A 26,842-nucleotide genomic window follows, 5' to 3' on the forward strand; every position below is an offset into this window, starting at 1 on the left:
TTGAAATAATTAATTAATCACAAAAATCAAATTAATCAAAAAAATCATAGTTTAGATAATTAATTAATCACAAAAATCAAATTAATCAAAAAAATCATAGTTTAGATGATGAATTAATCAAAAAAATCAGATTAATCACACAAATCATAGTTTAGATAACTGCTGGATATTGCGCCAACACCTGCTGTAAATATTGACCAGTATAAGAACGAGGATTTTTTGCCACATCTTCAGGCGTTCCCGCAGCAATCAGTTCTCCGCCCTTATCTCCACCTTCAGGTCCCAAATCTATCACCCAATCAGAACAACGAATGACATCTAAATTATGTTCAATCACTAAAATGGAATTTCCCTTATCTACCAATCTTTGTAAAACGTCCAACAATTTGTGGACATCATAAAAAGATAAACCTGTAGTTGGTTCATCTATTAAATAAAGTGTTTTCCCAGTCGCGCGTCGAGATAATTCCGTGGCTAATTTCACCCGTTGGGCTTCTCCACCAGATAAAGTTGTGGCTGGTTGTCCTAATTGCACATAACCCAAACCAACATCAAATAAAGTTTGTAATCTAGTTAGGGCTTTGGGAATATTTTGACAGAAATCTAATGCTTCTTCAACCGTCATATTCAAAACATCAGAAATTGATTTATCCTTATATTTAACTTGGAGAGTTTCCCGGTTATATCTCGCACCTTTGCAAATTTCACATTGTACATAAACGTCAGGGAGAAAATTCATTTCGATGACATTTACACCTTGTCCACTACAAGCTTCACACCGTCCACCTTTAACATTAAAAGAAAATTGTCCAGGTTTATAACCTCTGGTTTTAGCTTCAACAGTTTGGGAAAAAACATCACGAATAATATCGAAAACTCCGGTGTAAGTTGCAGGGTTAGAACGGGGAGTTCTCCCAATGGGTGATTGGTCAATGACAATGGCTTTATCAACGCAGTTTAAACCCTTGATTTCATCCATGTCTTTGGGTGCGGGAGCTTTTTTCAGTAAATGATGTTGTAAGGCTGGATAAAGTAATTCGTTAATTAAGGTAGATTTTCCTGAACCAGAAACACCTGTAACGGAGACAAGTTTTCCCAAGGGAATTTCTACATCTATATTTTGTAAGTTGTTACGATGGGCATTTCTAATAGTTAAGGCGCGGCCATTTCCTTCTCGTCTTTTAGCTGGGGTAGTGATGACTCTTCTTCCTGATAGGTAAGCACCAGTTAAAGATGCTTCTGCGTTGAGTAAATCCTCAAAACTGCCTTCGGAAATAATATTTCCCCCATGAATTCCTGCACCGGGACCAATATCAACTATATAGTTAGCAGCGCGGATAGTTTCTTCATCATGTTCCACAACTATTAAGGTATTTCCTAAGTCGCGTAATTTGGTTAATGTTTTGAGTAATTTTCCGTTATCTCTTTGATGTAACCCAATACTTGGTTCATCTAAAACGTAAAGAACTCCTGTTAGTCCTGAACCGATTTGTGTGGCTAATCGAATGCGTTGGGCTTCTCCACCTGATAATGTCATAGCGGGACGATCTAAGGTGAGATAATCTAAGCCAACATCTAATAAAAATTGTAATCTGGCTTTAACTTCTCTGAGAACTAAATCAGCTATTTGAGTTTGTCTAGTACTCAATTTTAATTTTTCGATTCTTTCCCGACATTCTCGAATGGAAACACTGGTAAAATCTAAAATTCCATATTGTCCTAACTTCACAGCTAAGGCTTCCGGTTTTAATCTTTTCCCACCGCAAACTTCGCAGGGTTGGTCAATTAAATATTCTTCTAATTTCTGTTTAACTAACTCCGTTCCCCCTTCATACTGTCTTTGTAAAATGGGAATTACACCCTTAAAACTCTGCGACCTCTGCGCCTCTGTGGTTCGTTTCTCTTCCCCATACAAGACAACTTTTTGCTGTTCCGGTGTCAACTTCCCCCATTGAGTTTGTAACTCAAAGCCATAATTCAACCCCACAGCATATAACAACTCCAAATAATAGGAGTTTTCCTTTTCTGACCAAGGAGCGATCGCTGCATACATGGGCGAATCTGGATTAGGTACAACCAACTCCGGGGAAAATCTTCTTAAAGTCCCAATCCCATGACAATGGGGACAAGCACCATAAGGGGAATTAAAAGAAAACAATCGGGGGGATAATTCTTCCATTACCGCACCATGTTCGGGACAAGCAAAGTTTTCCGAAAACACCATTTCTGTGGGTAATTCTTGTGCGGAAATACCTTGATTTTCTGCCTCAGTTGCTATATACTTACTATCAGACCGCTCCAGCGCTATCTTATCCGATGTGTCTTTTAATACCTCAATTGTGGCGATTCCGTTAGATTGCTTAAGACAGGTTGCTAGAGAATCCACCAAACGCTCTTGAATACCATCTTTTTTAACTAATCTGTCAATAACCAGTTCTATAGTATGTGTGTTATTTTTGTCTAACTCGATGGAATCTGATAGCTCTCGCACCTCTCCATTTACCCTAATGCGGACAAATCCTTGCGCGGCTAAACCGGAAATTAATTTGCGGTGAGTTCCCTTTTTCCCCCGGACTACAGGGGCTAGAATTTGGAAGCGGGTACGGTCGGGAAGTTCCATGATGCGATCGCACATCTGGTCAATGGTCTGAGGGGCAATAGAGCGATCGCAGATGGGACAATGGGGTTCACCAGCGCGACCATATAACAAGCGCAGATAATCATAAATTTCCGTGACTGTCCCCACCGTCGAACGGGGATTATGGGAAGTTGATTTTTGGTCAATGGAAATTGCCGGACTTAAACCTTCAATTGCTTCAACGTCGGGTTTATCCAACTGTCCCAAAAATTGCCGAGCATAGGCGCTGAGGGATTCTACATAACGGCGTTGACCTTCAGCGAAAATGGTATCGAAGGCTAAAGAAGACTTACCCGAACCAGAAACGCCAGTAAAGACAATCAGGCGATCGCGGGGTAATTCCAAATCAATATTTTTCAGATTATGCTGCCTAGCGCCCCGAATGCGGATAGTATTCTGGCTATTGTGAGCGGTTGGAAGCACATCGTTTAAAGAAGCAGCTAGATTTTCTGACATATTGACAGGCTAAGGAAAGGTTACACAGTGAAACAATCCTTAATAATACTATCTTTGTTCAGGTTATAGTAAAGTATCAATCATCTTAATTTCCTACCCAGGATATCACTTGATATTTCCTTGATTTGGTAGATAATTAGAAAAAATCTTGCTGAGGATAGAGTTATGGTTTCACAAATCGCAGCACCAGCCCAGCCAGAGGTCATTTACCCAGATTGTGACGGACAACCGGTGGCAAACAATACGATTCAGTTTCGCATTCTTGTAGAAATTCAACAAAATTTAGATTGGCTGTTTGCTGATAACCCCAATGTATTTGTCGCTGGAGATTTATTTTGGTATCCAGTTGAAGGCAAAAATACCATCGTTAATGCTCCTGATGTTTTCGTAGTATTGGGTAGACCAAAAGGCGATAGACTTTCCTATATGCAATGGAAGGAAGCAGGTATTCCTCCCCAAATCGTCTTTGAAATTATTTCTCCTAGTAATACGAGAGCGGAAATGGAGAAAAAATTACTTTTCTATGACCGTTATGGTGTAGAAGAATATTATATCTATGATCCTGACAAAAATAATTTACAAGGTTGGTTAAGGGCTGAAGATGGTTTGGATATTATTACCAAAATTACAGACTTTATTAGTCCCCGGCTAAAAATTCGGTTTCTGTTGGGCGAGGAGACTTTACAGCTTTATCATCCTAATGGTAATCCATTTTTAACTTACGCGGAAATTGCTCAACGCGCTGAACAAGAAAGACAACGGGCTGAACAAGAAAGACAACGGGCTGAACAAGCAGAACAAGCCAGAAAAAATGCCATACCCAAATTATTAGAAATGGGTTTGAGCGTGGAACAAATAGCCACTGCTTTGAGTTTATCAGTTGAGGAAGTAAGTATTCAGCAATTATCATACACAGATTAAATGTCCTGCTTGTAATAAATTAAACTATGTGAGAGGAGATGAAACAGACTATAATTGTAAGTTTTGTGATACTAATATCAATGTTTATGCACGCAAGAATGATCTAATTTTCGATATACCTAAGTAGAACGGCTTGAATAATTCAAAGTTTGTAGTGAGGAATTTATTCCTCATTTGAGGGCTGAAGCCCTTACTACGAAATCATCTCCAGATTTTTTACATTACTTAATCTACTTTGATTTATTTTCGTCTACTTACCTAATCAAAATGATAAATGAGGTAATAGCAAAGGTAAAACCCTTACCTTTTACCAATTACCCATTACCAATTACCAATTACCCATTACCCATTACCCATTACCCATTACCTGTCCTAACCAATCAATAATTTCACTATTCACAATATCTGGAACTTCATCATGGGGACAATGACCAGCGCCGGGAATAGGAACAACTTTAATATCTTGACCATTTTCTCGCGCTGCTTCATAGATATTCGCTCCCGTAATTGGTGTCCAAGGATCTTCTGCACCCCAAATTACTAATAACGGAAATTTCAACTTAGGTAATAATTCCTCTGGACCTGGACCGGGAGGTGCAGTGAGAATAGAAGCAAAAACTTCTTGCGCTCCGGGGTCACAAGATGGGTTATAAAGTAAATCTACAAGTTCATCTGTCACCGCAGTGCGATCGCTATATACTTGATATAAAGTCCGGCGAATTTGTGATTTTTGGCGAATCCGGTTAAAAACGAATTTACCTGTCACTGGGTTAGCCACCAACTTGTTAAAAGTTGCCATTACAACTCGCAAAATTGGATTTAATTCATGGGGACGGTGACTCAAACCACCAGCAGAGTTAATTAAAACTCCTCCAGCCGCAATTTCTGGAGATTCTGTTAAAACAATTAAACTTAAAAGAGCGCCAATAGAATTACCAATAAATATTGCTGGTGTTTGAATATGTGCATTGCAAAAATCCTTTAATAATTCCGCCCACACTTCCATGCTATAATCTATAGTTGCTTTATCAGAACCACCAAAACCCAGCAAATCTAAAGCGAACACCTGATAACCAGCAGCAGCTAGAATCGGGATATTTTTGCGCCAGTGACCAATAGAAGCGCCAAAACCGTGAATTAGCACCAAAGGCTGACCTGTACCCATCACAGTATATTGAATTTTGTAATCTCGCCAAGTCCAAACCTGTTTTTCTAATGTCTGCAAATCCTGGATTGTAGTTGTCATTTGTGAAGATTCCTAAATTATTATTTATTTATATTATAGTCAAAATGACTTAATTGTTTGATTGTATAGGTAGGGGTAAAGCAAAAGCTAAACCCCTACACATTATTATCAGTTATCAATTGTCAATTATCACTTGCCTCTTCCCTATCTGACAAAAGTAATATAAAATGCCCTGTGTTACCAGTAGAGTTCACTAGCATCAAAAATTTTTGATCTAGAGAATATTAGTCCATTGGCCAGGTGTGAGATAAAATACTGTCAGTAACTCAGTCCTAAAGAGACTGAGCTTGTAAGAAATTGCAAGCTGTACTGACCAGTCTAAGTCTTCACTGACTACGTTTTTTGAGTCACGACACCCTGGAATGCGTAGCTAGTTCCCTGCTCTGTCGCTTGTGATTAAACAGTTTCAAGGTCACTGAAACAGTGTTGCAAGCCTAAAAAGCTCTTAAAACATTGACGTTCGCGCAAGCGTGCCGGAGGCATTCAGCTAACATCACCCCGAAAGGGAGGCACATCGCGTGCAACACATTATGCGTACAGAGTTGGGAAATTTGAATCGGTAATTGTCCCGTTGAAAGTACACCACAAAAGTACCCCGAATTTCTTAACTCCAAGGCGGTAATGAAAAAAGATTCAAAGCGGTTAAAACCGCCCGTGTCGCTTTCCTCTCAGGGAGCCAAGCCACGCTCGTTTCCCACTTACCGGATATCCTTATGAATCCCATTAACTTAAGTTGGAGTAAACTGGTTGTTACAGCCGTTTCTGTTGTCGCATTATCGCCAATATCTTCTGCATTAGCAGTATCAAGACTTTCTTCCCCAGTTGCATCAAAATTAGGTAATTCTCCACAAACGCAACTTTTAGTGGGTCAATCTGAAGGTGAAGCAATTGATATTCCCGTTAATACGAGTTTTTCACCAGAGAAGAAATCAGCTTTCACGCTTTATATATGGCAACCTGGGGGGACAATCAAAGAAGTAATTGCCCGGATTTCTATTAAGAGTAAATATGGCAATAAATATCGCCAAGAAAGGTTTTTAGGTGATTATAAATATAAGATTAAGCAAAAGGCTAAGTTTGTTAAAGGATTTAAATTAGGCGATCGCATTGTTGTCCGTTTATATGATAACACAAATCGCTTTATTGGTTACAGTGAATTTGTTTGTTTGCCGGAAAATACTGCGGTTAACTTGATTTTATCGGCTAATCCCACAGAAAACAAAGTAGTCCGCACCTTTTATGGTTTTGATGTCAATAATGATAGCATTGTTGATAATACCAATGCCTACGATTATTTCACGGAAGTTAATAACCAAAAAGTTACTTTTCTGAGTAGTTCGGAAAAGATTAATATTGTCCAATATCAAGCCGCAGGATTTGCCAAAGTTGCCACCACTGGTACTTATCCTACCTCCTTTAGCGAAGGTGATTTTGCTGTAGTAGGTAAATCTATAAATGCCTTTGATTCTAACTTAGCAAAAGCTTTAACAGCTAATCCTGGTAGTTTGGTAAAGTTGACTCCAATTCAGGACAACTCCAGTTTTGAACTGGGGAAATTATTAAGTGAATATCGGAAAATAGGTGTAGGTAAGGGTATTCAAGTCTCATTTTCTGATATCTCCAAAAACTATTGGGCTAGGGAATATATTTCTGAATTGGCTGCAATGGAAGTAATTGGCGGATTTCCTGATGATTCTTTTCGTCCCAATGCACCAGTAACTCGTGCCGAATTAGCTGCCCTTTTGCAAAAAGTCTTTATTAAAAGTAAAGTTCGAGAAGCAATTAATTTTAAAGATGTTCCTAAGCGATATTGGGCTTATGATGCCATTCGAGAAGCTTATGAAATGGGCTTTTTTACTATTCTCAACAGCAAAAACTTTAACCCCACACAAAAGCTGAGTCGTCTAGATGTTTTAATAACTTTAGCCAAAGGATTGAATTATAAATTTACTGGTTCAACAGAAAATATCCTTTCAGTTTATAGTGATGCTTCTAGTATTAGAAGTGAACATCGTAATTTTATCGCCGCATTGACAGAAAATGGTGTAATTACTAATTATCCTAATAAAAAATTACTAAATCCTAAAAAAGTTGCCACTAGAGCCGATGTTTGTGCTTTATTGTATCGGGCAATGGTGAGCGCTGGAGAAGTGGCAGATTTACCTGCAAAATAAATTGGACAAACAATATCTTGTCAATTTTCTGCTTTGTTGGGTTAAGCGACAGCGCAACCCAACAAATGCGTTGGGTTTCATGCTAATTGCTCCGCGAACGTTCACGTTCCACAACCCAACCTACAAATCAAGGCTATGGGTTTTACGTTAAGTTTAATTTAAAGATGCGTCCATTTTGGGTATAATTACAAGTAAACGTAATTTTACAAGGTTGTGGAATATCTCTGTCAAGCTATGACAACAAGATCCCCGACTTCTTGAAGAAGTCGGGGATCTGACTCTTGTATATTTTCAAAAATGGGTTAATCTTAAATGTATTCCGGTAATTTACTCTGATAAATAATCATCTGGAGGATTGTTTCCAGTTTGCACTATGAGTTTAAAGGCAGTTTTATTTAATTTTAATGGTGTCATTATTAAAGATGGATTAATCCATATCCAACTGATAGATGAGATTCTTATACAGGAAAATCTTCAACCTCAACGGGTAAAAGAACGTGAAGACTTTTTAGGGATAAGTCATCGCGCTTATCTGCAAAACCTGCTGAAAAATCGTGGTAGGGTGGTGACGGAAGCTTATATGGCTCAATTACTCACTCGCAAAGCTCAAGCTTATGTGTTGGAATTGGAGAAGCTGGAAAAATTGCCTTTGTATTCGGGAATTGAAGATGTAATTTTTCAGATTCGTTCCCGTCATCTCAAAATGGCGTTAGTCAGTGATGCTTTATCCCTAGAAATTGAAATGGTATTAACATCTGCTAAATTAGCTGAATACTTCCCTGTAATTGTGTCGGGGGATGATATCAGCAGCGATAAACCTAACCCGGAAGGCTATTTGCTGGCGGTTGAACGTCTAAATCAGACATATCCAGAATTAAACTTAGAACCTGATGAGTGTTTAGTGATTGAAAATACCCCCGCAGGTATTCAAGCAGCTAAACGCGCCCAAATGCAAGTGGTAGGAGTAGCGAATACTTACCCTTTCCAGATGCTACACCGTCAAGCTAATTGGACGATTGATTATCTGATTGATTTGGATTTACAGCGAGTACAGGAAGTTTTTTTAGAAAAAGATGTGCAATCTGTCGTTCCTGAGTGTTAGGATATAATATGTTTATGAGAGTTGTTAACTTATAAGCACGAATAAGGGGAATTAGCTCAGTTGGTAGAGTGCTGCGATCGCACCGCAGAGGTCAGGGGTTCGAGTCTCCTATTCTCCATTTGTATTAAGTAATTGTCCGCGTTGCCAAATTAATTGTCAATCAGTAACTCGCATTTCAGGTAGATAAAGATTGGTTTCCAAAGGTGATTTTCCAAAATTCTCCCAGTTCCTAGGGGTGCAGGAGGCAGGGGATAAAAAAGAGAAACGTAAACAAACGTATAAAACTCTTTACAACAAAAGAGCAACATAGTATAAACCAGTAACATCCACACGCGACTGGTAACACTACTGGTATGGAAGCGCCCCAAGACCTAGAACCAACAACCCCAGAACCAGAAAAGCACCTTGCTGAGTTCAAGAGTCCGGTATATACATTAGCGATATCACCCCAGGGACGGAAACGCGTTGCTGTGGGTTTAAAAGATGGCACTATTGAGATTTGGAATTTGCTAACTGAGACAAAGTTGTTAAGTTATCAAGGTCATAAAAGTCCGGTCTGGTCAGTAGCATTTAATCACGACGGCAGTATGCTAGTTAGTGGTGGTAGTGACAGAAAAGTACGGTTATGGGATGTCACCAGTGAAACAGCTATAACAGCTATAGATAGACCTTCCTGGTTTCATGGAAATTATGTCAAGTCAGTAGCCTTTAATCACGATGGCAGTATGGTTGTCAGTGGTGGTGATGATACCAGAGTGAAGTTATGGAATGTCACAACTGGACAAGCTATAGATAGACCTTCCTGGTTTCATGAAGATTTTGTCAAGTCAGTAGCTTTTAGTCCCGACGGTGGTAAGGTTGTCAGTGGTGGTCGTGACAACAAGGTGAGGTTATGGGATGTTGAAACTGGAGAAGCTATCGGTCAACCTTTCCTTGGTCATGAAAATTATATCAGGTCAGTAGCGTTTAGTCCCGACGGTAGCATGATTATCAGTAGCAGTTGGGAACGCAAAGTGAGGTTATGGGATGTCAAAACTGGAAAAGCTATCGGTCAACCTTTCCTGGGTGATGCAGATGATGTCAGGTCAGTAGCGTTTAGTCCCGACGGTAGCATGATTGTAAGTGGTAGTAGTGACAATACAGTGCGGTTGTGGGATATTTCCGACCCCCAGCGCAAGCGGCAAATAATTATCGGAAAACATAAAAGCCCGGTTTATTCTGTTGTCTTTGATCCGTTGGAAGACTACATCATCAGTGCTAGTACAGATGGTATCAAAGTTTGGCGTTGGCAGGGGTTAAATATTCATCGTATTTCCCAAGCTTTTAGTAATGATAAAGCAACTGGTGAAGACTCTCTAGATGTAACCAAGGAACTAGAATCTTTAGCTGATGTGTTAATGTTGCGAAGTCTTGAACCTCCTTTAGCGGTGGCAATTTTAGGCAGTTGGGGTAGCGGAAAATCCTTTGGAATGCACCTGATAGAAAAACAAATTACCAAAATTCGTTGTCAACAACTAAATGGAAAACAAACGTGGGGTGAACCGGGAAAAGAAAAGGATCTTTCTCTTTATGTTGGTCATGTTTATCAAATTAAATTTAACGCCTGGAGTTATGCTAAATCTGATTTGTGGGCAAGTTTAATGCAGACTATTTTTGAGCAACTTGACCGACAATTAACGTTAGAACAGCAGTTAAGAGATGTTGGAGAAAATGATTTAGCAGGAGGTGATATTTGGGGTGTCCTCAATCAGATGAGTGGTAGTGATAGAAAGGCATTAGAGTCTAACTTTCAGGAAGTATTTAAGAAGTTAAGAGGAAAAAATGTTAATGGGAATACCCTTTGGGGTATTTTTAGCCTAGTTAGAAAAGAACAACAAGAAGAACTACAAAATTTAGAAATCGAACTTCAACAAGAAGAATTAAAAATAAACAATAAGAATCAGATAAATGAAAAACAAGTAAATAAAAAATATCACCGCATAAATATAGTTATTTCGTTTCTCATTCAACTTGATAAATTGAGTAAAAATAAAGATGCTTTCAATTTTTTATTAAAATTATATGGTTTTGAAGATAAAGAAGATTTAGAAAAGAAAATTCCTATTTTTAACCAATTCAATAAATTAAATAAATATCAACTAATTAAAGAAGTCGGAGATTTAATTGATAATGAAAATTCACCTAAAGATAATCCAATAAATAAGATATTACAAAATCATAAAACAGTTAATAGTTTTTTATCTCAAATAAAAATAAAAATAATTGGATTATGGGAATTTTGTCAAGACCAACAAAATTTAAATAAGTTATCTGGCATTATATTAATAATATTAGTTGTCATACTCATAGCTTATATTTTGGGATTTCATGTTTTACCTTATATTTTACCAGCACTAAAACCCTGGATTGCTAGTGTTATAGCTTCCTTAACTACATTTTTAACAGGTATAGTTAGTATATATACTTTATTCAAAGACAATAAAAACTTTAAAGAACACATTAATTTTATATTCAAGATTTACAAAGATTTTCAATCAGCGAAAAAAGATACCGAAGAGATAAAACAGAAACTAGCTGCTAAAAAGGATAAAGCAATTAAAGATGCAAAAGATAAAAACCAGCAGAATATTGAATCAATAAAAGTAAAAATTGAGGAACAGAAACAGCGTGTTGGGTTAAGCTATCAATATCCATCTTTATTAGATTTTGTCAATAACAGATTAGAGGATGATTCTTATCAAAAACGACTGGGATTAATGAACCAAGTTCAAAATGATTTGAAAGATTTATCAGAACATTTAACCTATATACCAGCACATACAAATCCCGACAAACTCGAAGTTCTTAAAAAATATTTCCCCAGAGGACCAGCGAGAATAGTTTTATATATAGATGATTTAGATCGTTGTCCTCCTGATAAAGTTGTTCAAGTTTTAGAAGCAGTACAACTATTGTTAAATACGAATATTTTTATCATTGTCTTAGCAATAGATGACCGTTATATTGGTCGTGCTTTAGAACAAGTTTATAGAGGAGTTTTAAAACGTGGTGGTACTCCTTCAGGTGTTGATTATTTAGAGAAAATTATCCAAATTCCCTACAGAATGCGACCCATTAACAAAGATGTGACAGGAAAATATTTAAGTTCTTTGATAGATATTGAAGATCAACCTCAAAAAGATCAACCTCAAAAAGAAAAAATAACTATGTGGGAGGATTATTCTGAAAAAGGACATATGGAATTCTATACTTATTCTGATAAAATTTCTGAACCCAGAACTAAAGAAAATAATAACAAAGAAAATGATGGTGAAAAAAGCCCAAATTCTGAAAATCCAACCTCGTTAGTTGATTGTCAGAAATTCACTTCCGAGGAGTTCGAGTGGATATCAGAATGTTGTCAGCACGTTGATTTAACTCCCAGAACCGCAAAGCGACTGGTTAATATTTGCAAAGTCATTAAAATTATCTGGACTCCAGCAGCCAATGACAAAACATGGAAACAAGAACCAAAAAAAGAATACAAACAAACATTAATTGCGTTTCTCGCTTTAGCTGGAAGATATCCCAAAGAAATGCGGAAATTATTAGAAGAGATTTATTTAAAGTTTGAAGAAAACGATGAAGATACAATCAAAATACCCAAAGATGAATGTCTGAATCACTTACAGAATTTAGATATATTTATGGATAGACATAACCAAAGAGAATGGAAAAAGTTTAAAAACGACTTTCGTAAAATGCCACCAGAAAAAGAATTTGTATTTGAAAAAAGAACCTTTAACTTAGCTGTTTCCTTCTGCTTTGTTGGCGATATTGGCTATGATCCAGATGATAACTACAACCGTGAATATAGATTTGAAGACCGTCAAAAACAATATGGATTTCAAAATCCTTAAACCAAACTCTTAATTCCTCTCTGCGTCTCTGCGTGAGAAAAAACATCATACAGCGGTTTCCGCTCTTATGAGGTACAAAGTTGAATCATGAAACTCTTGTAGTGCGGGCATACTTCGACCCTTCGACAGGCTCAGGGCATCGCTTGCTCAGTACAAGTCTTGCCCGCTAGATATGTACCTCATAACACCGGGAAGTACTGTATAGCAATTGATTAATAGTTTAATCGAAAATTGCGGCAATGGCGCGTTCAAGTCGCTACTATAGTGGCTTTTAGTTAAGTATGACACAAAAAATGCAGGTGCAATTCATGGATTACGCCTGCATTTTTTCGTTAAATTCCAAATCAAAAAGCCTTCGCTTAGTGAGTTTTTTGATGATTAGTCAAAACCTAGTAGATCAAAAATTTCGCGATCCTTGAGGGGTTGAGCATACAAGGGTGTCGCATCTTCAAGCATCCCTTTCGCCAGCTTGAGATATTCTTGCTGTACTTCCAGAACCTCAGGATCAGGCTCCATTTCAAACACAGTACATTTTTTCAAACGACTGCGGCGAATTGCGTCAACGGTGCGGAAATGCGCCAAGGTTTTCAAGCCAACGCGATCGTTAAATTTGTCAATTTGATCAGTTCCTTCGCTACGGTTAGCGATGATGCCACCGAGGCGAACGCGATAGTTTTTCGCCTTCGATTGGATGGCGGCGACAATGCGATTCATGGCGAAGATCGAGTCAAAATCGTTAGCAGTAACGATCAAGCAGTAATGAGCATGTTGCAAAGGAGCCGCAAAGCCACCACAAACCACGTCGCCAAGTACATCGAAAATCACAACATCGGTGTCTTCGAGCAAGTGATGTTCTTTGAGCAGCTTCACGGTTTGACCTGTAACATAGCCACCACAGCCAGTACCTGCGGGAGGTCCACCAGCTTCAATACACATTACGCCGTTATAACCTTCAAACATGAAGTCATCGGTTTGCAACTCTTCGGAATGGAAGTCAACGGTTTCGAGAACATCGATGACCGTGGGAACCATTCTTTTGGTGAGTGTAAAGGTGCTGTCATGCTTAGGATCGCAACCAATTTGCAATACTCGTTTACCGAGGTGCGAGAATGCTGCGGATAGATTGGAGGATGTTGTCGATTTACCGATACCGCCTTTGCCATAAACGGCGATAACTAAAGCACCTTCAATTACCATTGATGGATCTTGGAATACCTGAACGCTACCTTCTGATTCTTCGCATTTGGTAACTGATGGTGGATGTGATGTTAAAACTGCCAAAATAGACTCCTAATATCAATAATTTTTTTGCTCCCCCTCTCCCTATGGGAGAGGGGGCTGGGGGGTGAGGGTTTTACTTGCCGATCGCTGCTTTTGCTTCGTAGAGAGTTTCTGAAGTAATCGAGGTGATCCCGCGATCGCTGGCAAATTTCTCGGTATTGCGCTTGATTTTGCCGCGGACAAAGAAGGGGATTTTCTTTAGCTCGGCTTCACCGTCCGCACTCCAAGAGACTCCTTCAAGGGCTTCCGCTAGGGGCGTGAGAATAACTTGATCGGAATTATTGGAGAGAGTATTGGTGAGATTACTGATAGAGGCGATCGCCTGTTCGGGAGATCTGGACTCTAGGGCGCGTGATTCTTGCGATGGGGCAGTATGCAGATGGCTGATATGACCTTCGGCAAACTCGAAATCTTCCTTGAACATACCAATTAAATGTTCTTCCAGACCCATCATCAAGGGATGTACCCAGCTATCAAAAATCACATTCGCACCTTCCCAACCCATTTGGGGTGAGTAACGCGCAGGCACATCTTGAACGTGAATCGGTGCAGAAATTACCGCGCAAGGGATACCCAAGCGTTTGGCAATATGTCGTTCCATCTGAGTGCCAAGCACTAGTTCTGGAGCAGCTTCGGCAACCTTGGCTTCGACAGCTAAATAGTCATCACTAATCACGGCTTCGAGTCCATGTTTCTTGGCAACTTCGCGGACTTCCCGCGCAAATTCACGGCTATAGGTTCCAAGCCCGACAAGGGTAAAGCCTAATTCTTCCGTAGCGATTCTGGCGGCGGCGAGAGCGTGGGTGGCATCACCAAAGATGAAAACGCGCTTACCTGTTAAATAGGTAGAGTCAACTGATCGCGAATACCAAGGAAGTCGAGAAGCGTTAGGATTAGCGGCAGTAGAAATACGCGCTGCATCCCAGTTTCCCAACGTGTCAGACTGCGATCGTGCTAGAGCGTCACTCACATCAATGTCGGCAACCTTGCCAATTTCGGCAATGAAATCACGGGTTGCACCGACACCAATGGGAACGGTCTTGATCACAGGCTGTCCGAAACTACGGGTAAGCCAAGTGCAAGTTGTCAAGGCAATTTCGGGATAGAGGCAAATATTAAAATCCGCATCAGGAATCCGCTTCAACTCATTAGGAGTCGATCCCATCGGGGCGATCACATTCACATCTACGCCGATCTCAGCAAGTAACTTCACGACTTCGCGAATATCGTCACGACAACGAAATCCTAGCGCTGTGGGACCAATGATGTTCGCTTTAGGACGAATCTGGGGATCGCGTTTAGGTCTTGGTGTATTCGGTGGCGGAACCACAGGTAATAGTAGCGTGCGGACTAGGTGATACAGCGTTTCACTAGCGCCCCAATTTTCCTTTTTGGAATAGGCAGGTAATTCCAAACTCACGACTGGGATCGGCAATCCCATGCTCTTTGCTAATGAGCCTGGTTGATCTTGAATCAGTTCGGCAGTACAGCTTTCACCAACGAGCATCACTTGTGGCTTAAAGCGATCGTAAGCGTCGCGAACCGAAGTCTTAACCATTTCGGCAGTGTCACCGCCAAGATCGCGAGCCTGAAAAGTCGTATAGGTGACAGGCGGACGGCGATCGCGTCTTTCGATCATCGTAAATAGTAAGTCAGCATAGGTGTCGCCCTGGGGCGCATGAAGCACATAATGCACTCCTTCCATAGCTGTCGCGATTCGCATAGCCCCGACATGGGGAGGACCTTCGTAAGTCCAGAGAGTTAGTTCCATAGGTTATACTGAACACGGTTTAATTATTTGATTCTATAGGGTTTAGTAGTGCTAAACCCCTGCACATCTAGGGTTTTTGTGATTCTCTAAAAGTCCATATTTTAGCCGTGGTTAGTATATGTCAATATAAAAAAATCAATAAGAATATAGAGTGCTTCGCGCTCTATTTCTTAGACTGTTAATCTTCTACGTCTCTCAAGCGGACGCGCAAACAACTCGGCTAAATCGGCGGCTTGGTCGTAACCGTGAATCGGTGAAAATACCAACTCGATTGACCATTTTGTAGCCATCCCTTCAGCTTCGAGAGGATTGGCTAGGCCAAGCCCACAGACTGTGATATCGGGTTTCGCCTCACGACAGCGATCGAGTTGCTTTTCCACATCCTGACCTTCTGATAAAGCTGTCCCAACTGGCAACAGGTTAATTTCGCTGTCCATCAATAGGCGATCGATATAAGGTGTGCCAACTTCGACTAGCTCCATGCCACATTCTCTCGATAAGAAACGGGCTAAAGGTATTTCTAATTGTGAGTCGGGAAATAGGAAAGCCTTGCGACCTGTCAGGGCTTGACGATAGCGATCTAGCGCAACTTTGCCACGACTAGCGGCGGGGGCGATGGCCTGTTCAAATTTATCGTTATCAACATTGAAAGCATCGGCGGCGGTTTTTAACCAAGCAGTCGTCCCTTCGATCCCAAAGGGATAAGGCGATGGTAATAATGTCCCACCAAGCGAAATCAGCGATCGCACGGTATCGCTTAAAAATGGTTGGGCTAATAATAATTTTGTACCCTTGCCGATGGGGGGCAAATCAGCAGCACGGCGCGGCGGGAAGAAATAAACCGGACCCATCCCCATTTTGTCAAAAAGTCTTTGGAACTGGTCTTCTACGACATCTGCGAGGCTACCAACTATCATCAGGCTTGGCTCATCGCTGCGGGGCAGTACGGGAACCATCGATCCCAAACAGGCATCTTCGCCTTGGGTAAAGGTGGTTTCGATGCCACTACCTGAATAATTAAGAATCCGAACTTTAGGAAAAAATCTCTGGTTGAGTCGTTCCGCAGCTTTGGCAAGATCGAGCTTAATTACTTCAGAGGGACATGATCCCACTAAAAATAATGTCCCAATGTCAGGGCGGCGCTCTAGTAACTGATCAACAACACGGTCTAATTCGTCATTAGCATCAGCGAGTCCTGCCAAATCCCGTTCACCGAGAATGGCTGTACCAAATCTTGGCTCCGCAAAAATCATTACGCCAGCCGCAGATTGGATCAAATGGGCGCAGGTACGCGATCCCACCACCAGAAAAAAAGCATCCTGCATTTTGCGGTGCAGCCAGACAATACCTGTCAAGCCACAAAATACTTCTCTCTGTCCTCGTTCTTTGAGTACGGGGATATCAGCGATAGCTTTGGGACTATATGTTTGAACAGGAACTTCCGTGCAAGGCTCTAGAGCCATGTTTTGCTCTCCTTTGGGGCTTAAATCCCTAATGTTTCGTTTTTATGACCGCCCTAAGTTTTGCAGGGCTGAGTCATGTCATGGTTGCGGAAATGCGCGATAGCGTTCGCATTGCGTCCCGGAGGGAACTAGCGCGACCTAGGAATCGCATGGCGATCGATAAGTTAGTTGTCTTTACTATATTGACTAAAACCTAGAGATGGGGCAAAAAGTTGCAAAGGTTTACAGGAGTATAAGGATCTGCAATTTCTTTTGAGGCGACAATGAGTAAATATATTTAGGGAATACAAGCTAATAATCGTCAGCCCAATAGTTTTTAATTTGATGGTTTGTTCTTTAATCGAAATCAAGATATGTAATGACTTTTGACTTCCGCCCTGCGGTACTAGTCGTTTGCCATTGTTGAATTTACCCGATGATGTCTTGGAAACCTTGCGGCAGGGTCAACGAGAATCCACCAAAGCTAGGGCGATCGCTAAAGTTAAAGATGAAGATGAACGTAGGGAACTACTAGATAAAGTTATTCATGAAAATCTATCTTTAAGTGAGATTAAGCAGTTACTAAAGGACGGAGACTTGGCCCGAGGCAACTGAAACTTTAGAAGTGGAAGACCCGAAAGTTGGACGAGTGAAAGTCATGCGTTGGAGTGGATTTCATATGATGTGTATTTAAATGCTAAATTACCAACAGGCTAAACACCAGACTCATTTTATCTTGAATTACTTATGACCGTAGTTAGAGCTATTCCCGAACAAGGTCAACTGGTGAATGTGCGTTCCCGTCAATATGTTGTCAGTGATGTTCATCATACCAGCTTACCTACTAACCCCGTGTTGGGTGGAGTGACAAAAACCCAGCATTTGGTCAAACTCTCTTCTGTAGAAGATGATGGTTTGGGAGAAGAACTACAGGTTATATGGGAATTGGAAGTGGGGGCGCATATTTATGAAAAAATGGAATTACCCCAACCCAAAGGTTTTGACTCACCAGAACGGTTAGATGCTTTTCTCGATGCAGTACGATGGGGTGCAGCTTCCACGGCTGATATTCGCACTGTACAGTCACCTTTTCGCAGTGGTATAGATATTGAAGATTATCAATTAGATCCGGTAGTACGGGCAATTCAAATGCCCCGTGTTAACTTATTAATTGCTGATGATGTGGGTTTAGGTAAAACCATAGAAGCTGGTTTAGTAGCCCAAGAATTAATTATTCGTCATCGTTGCCATCGGATTGTCATAGTTTGTCCATCTTCGCTACAAGTGCAATGGCAAGAACAGATGCGGGATAAATTTGGTTTAGATTTTCGGATTGTTGACAGTGCATTAATGAAAGAACTGCGAAGGAAACGGGGTATTCATGTAAACCCTTGGCAACATTTTCCCCGGTTAATTACTTCCATAGATTTTTTGAAACGCGATCGCCCTTTACGTCTGTTGGGAGAAATATTACCAGGTGAAGGGGAATCTCTCTACCCCCGCAGGTTTGATTTATTAATCGTTGATGAAGCCCATAACGTTGCCCCCTCTGGTGGGGGCAAATATGCCGTAGATTCCATGAGAACGGCTGCTATTCGGCTATTAGTCCCCCACTTTGAACATAAGTTATTTTTGACTGCCACACCCCATAACGGCTACCCCGAAAGTTTTACCGCTTTATTAGAATTACTCGATTCTCAACGGTTTGCACGGGGGGTAACACCAGACAGGAAACAATTACAGGTGGTGATGGTACGCAGGTTAAAACAGGAAATGCAAAATTGGGATGGTTCACCACTATTTGCTAAACGCCAATTAGCAGCCATTTCTGTAGATTATCCAGCCGCAGAACGTCAAGCCCACGCTGCCTTAAAAAGATATACAGAATTACGCTGCAAGGGCGTGGCAGATAATACAGAAAAATATGCCACTGAATTTGTGTTAAAACTCTTAAAAAAACGCCTATTTTCTTCACCAGCAGCTTTTGCTAGTACCTTAGAACAACACCAACAATCATTAACTACTGCCCGTCGTCGCACAGCATCTAGTTTATCTCGACCCAGTGAAGGAATTTTGCGGCGACAGTTACAAGAAATTGAAGAAGATTTTGCTGATGATGATGTTTATGAAGAATCTACAGATGAAGCAATTACTCATACAACTCGGTTATTTAGAGAATTAAATCCTGAAGAACAAAGTTTATTAACCCAAATGTTGCAATGGGCAGAAACAGCAGCGAGATTAGCTGATGCTAAAGCCAAAGAACTCCTCAACTGGATTCATACTTATATTAAACCAGATGGAAAATGGTCTAATGAAAGAGTCATTATTTTCACAGAATATCGAGCCACACAAAAATGGTTATATAACCTCTTAGCGGCACAAGGATTAGTCCAGGAAGAAAGGTTAATGACTCTATATGGGGGGATGAAATCAGACGACAGAGAACAGGTAAAAGCGGCATTTCAAGCTCATCCTGATATTTCCCCAGTGCGAATTTTATTAGCTACAGATGCAGCCAGTGAAGGTTTAGATTTACAAAACTTTTGTTCGCGGTTAATTCATTATGAAATCCCTTGGAATCCTAACCGCATGGAACAAAGAAATGGGCGGATAGATAGACATGGACAAAAGGCTTCAGAAGTATTAATTTATCACTTTGTCGGTAAAGATTATCAGCAAAATAGCACCCAAGGAATTAAACCGGGAGAACTAGAAGGGGATTTAGAATTTCTCATGCGGGCGGCTTTAAAGGTTAATAATATTCGGGAAGATTTGGGAAAAGTTGGCCCAGTTATTGCTGCCCAAGTAGAAGAAGCAATGATGGGAAAACGGACTATTTTAGATACAACAGTAGCAGAAAAGGAATCAGAACCTGTCCGCCGGATGTTAAAATTTGAGCGTCAAGTCCGGGAACAAATTGAAAAATTACGAGAACAATTAAATGAAACTCGTCAACATTTACGACTGACACCAAATAATATTGAAGCAGTGGTAAAGATTGGGTTGGAATTAGCAGAACAACCAGGGTTAATTGAGGCTAATTTAGCAGAAGTAACCGGGAAAGCTTTTTATTTACCACCTTTGAAAAGTAGTTGGGCAGCTTGTAGTGAAGGGTTAGCACATCCCCATACAAAAGTAATTCGTCCTATTGTTTTTGACCCTGAATTATCCCACGGTCGAGATGATGTAGTATTGGCGCATTTGAATCATCGGTTGGTGCAAATGTGTTTACGTTTGTTAAGGGCGGAAGTGTGGTCAAAAGAGGGAAAAAAATCATTAAATCGCGTGACGGCGCGATTAGTTTCTAATTCAGTTTTAGAGACACCGGCGGTAATTGCTTATGGGAGATTGGTAATTTTAGGAAGTGACCAACAGCGATTACATGAAGAAGTAATTACGGCGGGAGGTTTATTAAAGGAAGGTAAGTTTAACCGCATGGGTGTAATGCAAATTCAAGCAGCTTTATCGGCAGTTTTACCAGATTTAGCACCGGAAAAGATCAGAAAGACTTTAGAGAGTTTATGGAATAGTCATGCAGATTTATTAATGCAATCTTTGCAAGTGCGAATGCAAGATAGGGCTAAGAGTTTGCAGCGAGATTTAAGCAATCGGGCGGAAAAAGAAGCGGCGGATATTACTGCTATTTTAACAGAATTACAAAGGAGTATTGAACAAGAATTAAATGAACCAGAGATTAAGCAGTTGGAATTGTTTAATACGGCAGAAAAAGAACAGTTTGAGCGTAATGTTAATAGTTTAAAGGTGAGATTGGCACAAATTCCCGCAGAAGTTGAAAGGGAGGTTGCAGCAGTGAAAGCGCGGTTTACAAATCCGACACCTAGACTATTTCCGTTAGCGGTTATTTATTTAGTTCCGCAGAAATTGGCGAAATAGGGAATTGGGATTAATTTTGTCAGAATCAGGATGTCCAGGATTTGAGGATTTACAGGATGTAATTTTAGGTTTTTTCATGGGGTGTTTTTGATTTTTTTATCTGAAATGGCTAACGCCACGCTGCGCGAACAGGATGTCCAGGATTTAAGGATTTACAGGATGTTATTTGGATATTTTCTGGGTGGTGTTTGATATTTGTTATTTGTCTGATAGCGTGGCGTTAGCCATATCAGGATAACCAGGATTTAAGGATTTTCAGGATGTGATTGTTAAGAATTATAACATAAGTTATAACTTATGTTATAATAAAAATATATACTTGGGAAAAACCAGTTACATAAAAACATTATGGCTGATAAAATTTATCCTATTAATCCTGCAAAAATTGGTAATCAAAATGGGTTTCGTCTCCCGCAATCTTTTTTTAAAGATTATCCCCATTTAGCTAATGCTTCAGGTTATTTACAGGTATTATCTGATAACACATTGTTAGTAAAATTAGATACGGATGATACTAATAATGATGATGAAGATGAAAGTGTGATGTTAAGTTTATTTTTAGATTTTCTCATGCAAGATGCTATGAAAAATCCTGATAAATTGGTTATGTACACCCAGGAAATGAGCGAAGAAATAGATGATTTAGTAGCAAATGTAGAAATCGGGGAATAGGAAATGGAGAATAGGGAAGCTGCATTTACTTGTAATGGGTGGCAGATATTTTTTGACCCATTATTTAATACCCAATGGATAGAATTGCGTGATAAGGTGAAAAAATTAAAAGATGAATTACCCAAAGAGGAATTTATCAAACATCCAGACGCGAAATTATTAAAAGCGTTAAATATTGGGATTAAAGAAAAAATTACCCAAGACCCTTTTGCGTCATATTTCATTTTACAAAAACCTTTACAAAAGTATGGTCGTCTCAAAAAAATGGGACTACCAGAAAGATATAGATTGTTTTTTAGGGTTTTTAAAGAACAAAAGATAATTATTATTCTGTGGTTAGGTTTTCCGCGTAAGGAAGGGGATAAAAAAGATTGTTACCAAGTGTTTACTAAAAAAGTTGAAAATGGTGATTTTCCTGAAAATGTGGATCAATTTATGATTGAATATATGAATGAAGCTAATTTAGATAATTTTAAATAGGGAATTGTCTGATAGCGTAGCGTGGCGTTAGCCATGTTTAGACAATAAATAAGAAAATTTCTCATAAAAATAGTCGGTTTTAACCGACTTTAGCTTTTAGACAGGGAATTTATTCCCTGGCTATTATAATGAGTTGACTATTAAGGTAAAAGTATTTTATAATGTCAACTATTCACAGACAATTTATCAAAAACATCCTGAAAATCCTTAAATCCTGGATATCCTGATTCTGACAAAATACTATCTACAAATAATAGATGATTGAACGCGGATAAACGCCGATAAACGCGGATTTTTAACAGATAATTAATTTTCAATTGTTATCCCATCCTGTACATCCTTAAATCCTGGATATCCTGATTCTGACAAATTATTCCCCATTTCCCAATTATGTCTACCGCCCGTCATCACGCTGAATGGTTATCTTTAGTTGAAGCTTCTGGTCCGTTTCTGAGTTTACCCGTACTTTTAAAGGCTTTTCCCACTGGTTTGGATGCCCATGATCCAGAACATTTAAAAATGTTACGGTTAGCTTATCAAGAATGGCAAGATAATCAAAATGGTGTGAAACCAGAGGTAGCAATTCATCGCGCTTGGGTGAATTTTGTTTTACAACAGACTTTAGAATTACCTGATGAAGTGCTATTAAAAGGGCAAAGTATCCCCACAGGTCTTTATGCTAATATTGCCCAACATGGTGAAACTTTACGTCCTGACTGGGTGGTAGTTGAACCTGCACCTCTGGGGGGAAAAGGAGGTGTGGGGAAAGTCCGGTTATTGGTGCAGATAGTCCCCGCTAACCAAAGTCTAGAAAAATCTTTAATTGATAAGCGTTGGAAAGCTAGTCCTGCTACAAGAATGATGGAGTTACTGCACGCTTGTAATGTGCGGTTGGGGTTGGTGACAAATGGCGAACATTGGATGTTAGTTAATGCACCCAGGGGAGAAACTGCTGGTTATATTTCTTGGTACAGTAGCCTGTGGTTAGAAGAACATATCACATTGCGGGCTTTTAAAAGTTTGTTGAGTGTTTACCGCTTTTTTAGTGTTGATAATTCGCAAATTTTAGAACAACTTTTAGCTGATAGTCTCACAGACCAACAGGAAGTTACAGACCAACTGGGGTATCAAGTCCGTAAGGCTGTGGAGGTGTTGGTACAGGCTTTAGACCGCATAGACCAAGATAGAAACCGGACTTTATTAACAGGAATTTCCGAAACTCAACTTTATCAAGCGGCCTTAACTATTATGATGCGGTTGGTATTCCTGTTTTCCGCAGAGGAACGGGGTTTGCTATTGTTGGGCGACCCGATTTATGATCTGTATTATGCGGTTTCGACGATTCGGGAACAGTTACAGCAAAAAGCAGATAAGGAAGGGGAGGAAATTTTAGAACGGCGTTATGATGCTTGGTGTCGGTTGTTGGCAACTTTTCGGGCGGTTTATGCTGGTGTAGATCATGATAGTTTAAAGTTACCGGCTTATGGTGGGAGTTTATTTGACCCCGATAGGTTTCCGTTTTTGGAAGGAAGGACGGAGGGGACAAGCTGGGAAACGAGTTCAGCCGCACCTATTCCCGTAAATAACCGGATTGTGTTGCATTTGTTGGAAGCGTTGCAGATATTACAAATTAAATTTGCTGGAACTGTAGAACCACGTAGGTTATCTTTCCGGGCTTTGGATATTGAACAAATTGGTCATGTGTATGAAGGGTTACTTGACCATACGGCAGTTAGGGCAACTGCGCCGGTGTTGGGACTGGTGGGGACTAAGTATCAAGAACCGGAAATTGGGTTGGGGGAATTGGGAATAAAGAATGAAGAATTTAGAATGAAGAATTTAGAAATGGGAGTGGGAAATAAAAAGCCTAAGCTGGAAGATAATCAGGATTTGATTAAATTTCTCAAAAAAGCTACTGGCAGGTCAGAGACGGCTTTAAAAAAGGCTTTGCAGGTGGAATTAACAAGCTATGAGGAACAACGTTTATCAACTGCTTGTAATAATGATCTGGATTTGTTTAACCAGGTGCGTCCCTTGGCGGGGTTGGTGCGGTTGGATACTTTAGGTTATCCGGTGGTGATTCCTGCTGGTAGTGTGTATGTGACTCAGGGGACTGATAGAAGGGAAACGGGAACTCACTACACACCCCGGAATTTAACTGAGGAAATTGTCAAGTACACTTTAGAACCTTTGGTATATGAGGGTGTAGCGGAGGGGAAACCGCAGCAGGAATGGCAACTTAAATCTGCGGCTGAGTTATTACAGTTGAAAATATGCGATATGGCTATGGGTTCGGGGGCGTTTTTGGTGCAGACTTGTCGCTATTTGGCGGAAAGGTTGGTGGAAGCCTGGGAAAATGCGGAAAAGGCTAATCCTGGTAAGGTGGTGGTAGCGCCGGAGGGTACGCTGTCTAAATCTGTACCGCAGGAGTGCGTAATTCCCAAGGAAGCTGATGAACGCTTGACGGTGGCGCGGCGGATTATTGCGGATAGGTGTTTGTATGGGGTGGATAAAAACCCGTTGGCGGTGGAAATGGCCAAGTTATCTTTATGGTTGATAACTTTACAAAAAAACCGTCCGTTTACGTTTTTAGATCATGCTTTTAAATGTGGTGATTCGTTAATTGGTGTGAGTTTGGAACAGTTGCGTTATTGGAATTTGGATATTACGGGAACACCGGAATTATTTGCAGAGGAAATACGCCGAGAAATTGATAAGGTGGTGGAGTTACGGCGAGAAATTGCGGCTTTACCTGTGTTGACTCCAGAGGACCAAAATCGCAAGGCGTTTTTATTGACAAAGGCTGAAGCAATTAGTTTTGATTTACGTCAAGGTTGTAATTTATTGGTGGGGAGTTATTTGAATAATTGGAATGAGAAGGAAAGGGAAGGTTTAAGGAAGACTTTATTAAATTCGTTTCGGGAAGGTGCGGATATTCCTGATGGTATGGGTAAGGCTTTACCCAATTTTGATAAGTTGCGTCCGTTTCATTGGGAGTTAGAATTTCCTGAAGTTTTTATTGATAGTTCTTTATCATTGGTTGCTAATTCTTCGAGTTCTCAAAAATCAAAGTCGTCAAAATCTAAATCTTCCAATTCCCCATCCCCAATTTCCCATTCCCAAAAAGGTTTTGATGCTATTGTCGGAAATCCGCCGTTTATGGGTGGACAAAAAATTACTGGTAGTTTAGGTACAGAATATCGAGATTTTATTGTTAAATGGATTGGTAATAATAAAAAAGGTAGTGCTGATTTTTGTGCTTACTTTTTCCTCAAAGCTAAACATTTATTAAATGAAAATGGTGGGTTTGGGTTAATTGCTACAAATACTATAGCCCAAGGTGATACTAGGGAAGTAGGGTTAGACCAGTTAATAGAAGATTGTACCATTTATCGGGCTGTTCCTAGTAGAACTTGGCCAGGTAGTGCGAGTTTAGAAGTTGCTTATGTTTGGTTGAGAAAAGGTAATTGGAATGGTGATTTTATTTTAGATGAAAAGCCTGTAAATGGGATTACGGCATTTTTAACAAATCCTGGTAAAGCATCTGGTAATCCTTATCGGTTAGCAGCAAATCAAAATAAATCTTTTATTGGTTCTTATGTGTTGGGTATGGGTTTTGTTTTGACTCCAGAGGAAGCACAAGCATTAATTGAAAAGGATGCAAAAAATAAAGATGTATTATTTCCTTATTTGAATGGACAAGATTTAAATACAAATCCTGATCAGTCTCCTAGTCGTTGGGTAATTAATTTTAAAGATTGGCCTTTAGATGCTGGACATGATGATCCTACAAAGCCTAAAGGTAAACCCTATGCAAGTGATTATCCTGATTGTTTAGCTATTATTAGAGAAAAGGTAAAGCCTGAGAGAGATAAAAATAATCGTAAAGAAAGGCGTGAAAAATGGTGGCATTATGCAGAAAAATGTCCAGCACTTTATAGTGCGATCGCAAAAAAGGAAAGAGTGTTAGTATCACCTAGAGTTAGTAAATTACTGATTTTTTCTTTTGCACCTGCTAAACAAGTTTTTAGTGAACAATTAGTTGTATTTCCTATAAATTCTAACAATATATTTGCCTTGTTAAATTCTTCTATTCATAGCTTTTGGGCGTGGCAATTTTGTTCAACAATGAGAGATGCAGGTATTAGATATTCACCAACAGATGGTTTTGAAACATTCCCCTTTCCCACATCAACCGCAAACCTAGAAGAAATAGGCGAAAAATATTACACTCACCGCCAAAAAATCATGTTAACCCGTCAAGAGGGATTAACCAAAACCTACAACCGTTTTCACAACCCCGACGAAACCAACCCAGACATAGAACAATTACGCACATTACACATAGAAATGGATAACGCGGTAGCTGCTGCTTATGGTTGGGAAGATATAGAATTAGATCATGATTTTCATGATACAAAACAAGGTATCCGTTTCACCATTTGCGAAAATGCCCGCAGAGAAATATTAGATAGATTATTGCAATTAAATCATCAAAGATACGCGGAGGAAGTCGCCGAAGGTTTGCATGATAAAGGGAAGAAAAAAGCGAAAGGTGGAGGGAAGAAGAAGGTACAGGAGGAAGTGAATAATGATGTGAAACAGATTGAGATGTTTTAGGGAATGGGGAAATTGTCAGAATCAGGATGTCCAGGATTATAGGATTTACAGGATGTGGTTTTGATATTTTCTGTTTGGTGTTTGGTAATTTTAATTGTCTGAATCAGGATTTCCAGGATTATAGGATTTACAGGATGTTGTTGATAAATTTTCTGTTTGGTGTTTGGTAATTGGTAATTGTCTGAATCAGGATGTCCAGGATTATAGGATTTACAGGATGTGGTTTTGATATTTTCTGTTTGG

14 protein-coding genes and 1 tRNA gene are annotated in these 26,842 nt (G+C 39.8%); 10 read left to right on the forward strand and 5 right to left on the reverse strand.

What is annotated here, in order from left to right:
- Window positions 1-151: 151 nt before the first annotated feature.
- Window positions 152-3,094: an excinuclease ABC subunit UvrA gene (gene uvrA, locus ANA_RS09770; RefSeq protein WP_015079910.1), complete on the reverse strand. Its 2,943-nt coding sequence runs from the start codon at window positions 3,092-3,094 to the stop codon at window positions 152-154.
- Window positions 3,095-3,259: 165 nt separating this feature from the next.
- Between uvrA and ANA_RS09775 the strand changes: the two genes are divergently transcribed.
- Entirely contained in the window at window positions 3,260-4,015 is a 756-nt protein-coding gene (locus ANA_RS09775; RefSeq protein WP_015079911.1) for a Uma2 family endonuclease, read from the forward strand.
- 349 nt (window positions 4,016-4,364) lie between these two features.
- Here the strand turns inward: ANA_RS09775 and ANA_RS09780 are convergent, their stop codons facing one another.
- Complete coding sequence (locus ANA_RS09780) at window positions 4,365-5,261, reverse strand: alpha/beta fold hydrolase (RefSeq protein ID WP_015079912.1); 897 nt, start codon at window positions 5,259-5,261, stop codon at window positions 4,365-4,367.
- Window positions 5,262-5,974: 713 nt separating this feature from the next.
- Here ANA_RS09780 and ANA_RS09785 point away from each other — a divergent pair.
- The 4 genes from ANA_RS09785 (at window position 5,975) to ANA_RS09800 (ending at window position 12,436) form a co-directional block, all read left to right on the forward strand.
- On the forward strand, window positions 5,975-7,435 hold the full coding sequence (locus ANA_RS09785) for an S-layer homology domain-containing protein (RefSeq protein ID WP_015079913.1): 1,461 nt from the start codon (window positions 5,975-5,977) through the stop codon (window positions 7,433-7,435).
- Between the two features lie 373 nt (window positions 7,436-7,808).
- Window positions 7,809-8,537 (forward strand): HAD family hydrolase, encoded by a 729-nt coding sequence (locus ANA_RS09790; RefSeq protein WP_015079914.1) that lies wholly within the window; start codon window positions 7,809-7,811, stop codon window positions 8,535-8,537.
- Between the two features lie 45 nt (window positions 8,538-8,582).
- A tRNA-Ala gene (locus tag ANA_RS09795) sits at window positions 8,583-8,655 on the forward strand.
- Window positions 8,656-8,890: 235 nt separating this feature from the next.
- The gene (locus ANA_RS09800) at window positions 8,891-12,436 is read left to right on the forward strand and encodes a P-loop NTPase fold protein (RefSeq protein WP_015079915.1); all 3,546 of its coding nucleotides are present in this window, start codon (window positions 8,891-8,893) and stop codon (window positions 12,434-12,436) included.
- Between the two features lie 378 nt (window positions 12,437-12,814).
- Here the strand turns inward: ANA_RS09800 and bchL are convergent, their stop codons facing one another.
- From bchL to ANA_RS09815, 3 genes are all read right to left on the reverse strand, one after another.
- Window positions 12,815-13,717: a ferredoxin:protochlorophyllide reductase (ATP-dependent) iron-sulfur ATP-binding protein gene (bchL, locus tag ANA_RS09805; protein WP_015079916.1), complete on the reverse strand. Its 903-nt coding sequence runs from the start codon at window positions 13,715-13,717 to the stop codon at window positions 12,815-12,817.
- Window positions 13,718-13,790: 73 nt separating this feature from the next.
- On the reverse strand, window positions 13,791-15,488 hold the full coding sequence (gene bchB / locus ANA_RS09810) for a ferredoxin:protochlorophyllide reductase (ATP-dependent) subunit B (RefSeq protein WP_015079917.1): 1,698 nt from the start codon (window positions 15,486-15,488) through the stop codon (window positions 13,791-13,793).
- 170 nt (window positions 15,489-15,658) lie between these two features.
- On the reverse strand, window positions 15,659-16,951 hold the full coding sequence (locus ANA_RS09815) for a ferredoxin:protochlorophyllide reductase (ATP-dependent) subunit N (RefSeq protein ID WP_015079918.1): 1,293 nt from the start codon (window positions 16,949-16,951) through the stop codon (window positions 15,659-15,661).
- A 399-nt stretch (window positions 16,952-17,350) separates the two neighbouring features.
- Between ANA_RS09815 and ANA_RS09820 the strand changes: the two genes are divergently transcribed.
- The 5 genes from ANA_RS09820 (at window position 17,351) to ANA_RS09840 (ending at window position 26,599) form a co-directional block, all read left to right on the forward strand.
- Complete coding sequence (locus ANA_RS09820; protein WP_323294530.1) at window positions 17,351-17,545, forward strand: hypothetical protein; 195 nt, start codon at window positions 17,351-17,353, stop codon at window positions 17,543-17,545.
- Between the two features lie 132 nt (window positions 17,546-17,677).
- The gene (gene drmD / locus ANA_RS09825; RefSeq protein ID WP_015079920.1) at window positions 17,678-20,827 is read left to right on the forward strand and encodes a DISARM system SNF2-like helicase DrmD; all 3,150 of its coding nucleotides are present in this window, start codon (window positions 17,678-17,680) and stop codon (window positions 20,825-20,827) included.
- A 348-nt stretch (window positions 20,828-21,175) separates the two neighbouring features.
- A complete protein-coding gene (locus ANA_RS09830; RefSeq protein WP_015079921.1) occupies window positions 21,176-21,499 on the forward strand; it encodes a hypothetical protein in 324 nt (107 codons plus the stop codon).
- A gap of 3 nt (window positions 21,500-21,502) precedes the next feature.
- Window positions 21,503-21,979: a type II toxin-antitoxin system YhaV family toxin gene (locus ANA_RS09835; protein WP_015079922.1), complete on the forward strand. Its 477-nt coding sequence runs from the start codon at window positions 21,503-21,505 to the stop codon at window positions 21,977-21,979.
- A 390-nt stretch (window positions 21,980-22,369) separates the two neighbouring features.
- Entirely contained in the window at window positions 22,370-26,599 is a 4,230-nt protein-coding gene (locus tag ANA_RS09840; RefSeq protein ID WP_015079923.1) for an Eco57I restriction-modification methylase domain-containing protein, read from the forward strand.
- Window positions 26,600-26,842: the final 243 nt, after the last annotated feature.

This window comes from Anabaena sp. 90 (assembly GCF_000312705.1).
In the GTDB taxonomy this organism is placed as follows: Bacteria; Cyanobacteriota; Cyanobacteriia; order Cyanobacteriales; family Nostocaceae; genus Dolichospermum; species Dolichospermum lemmermannii.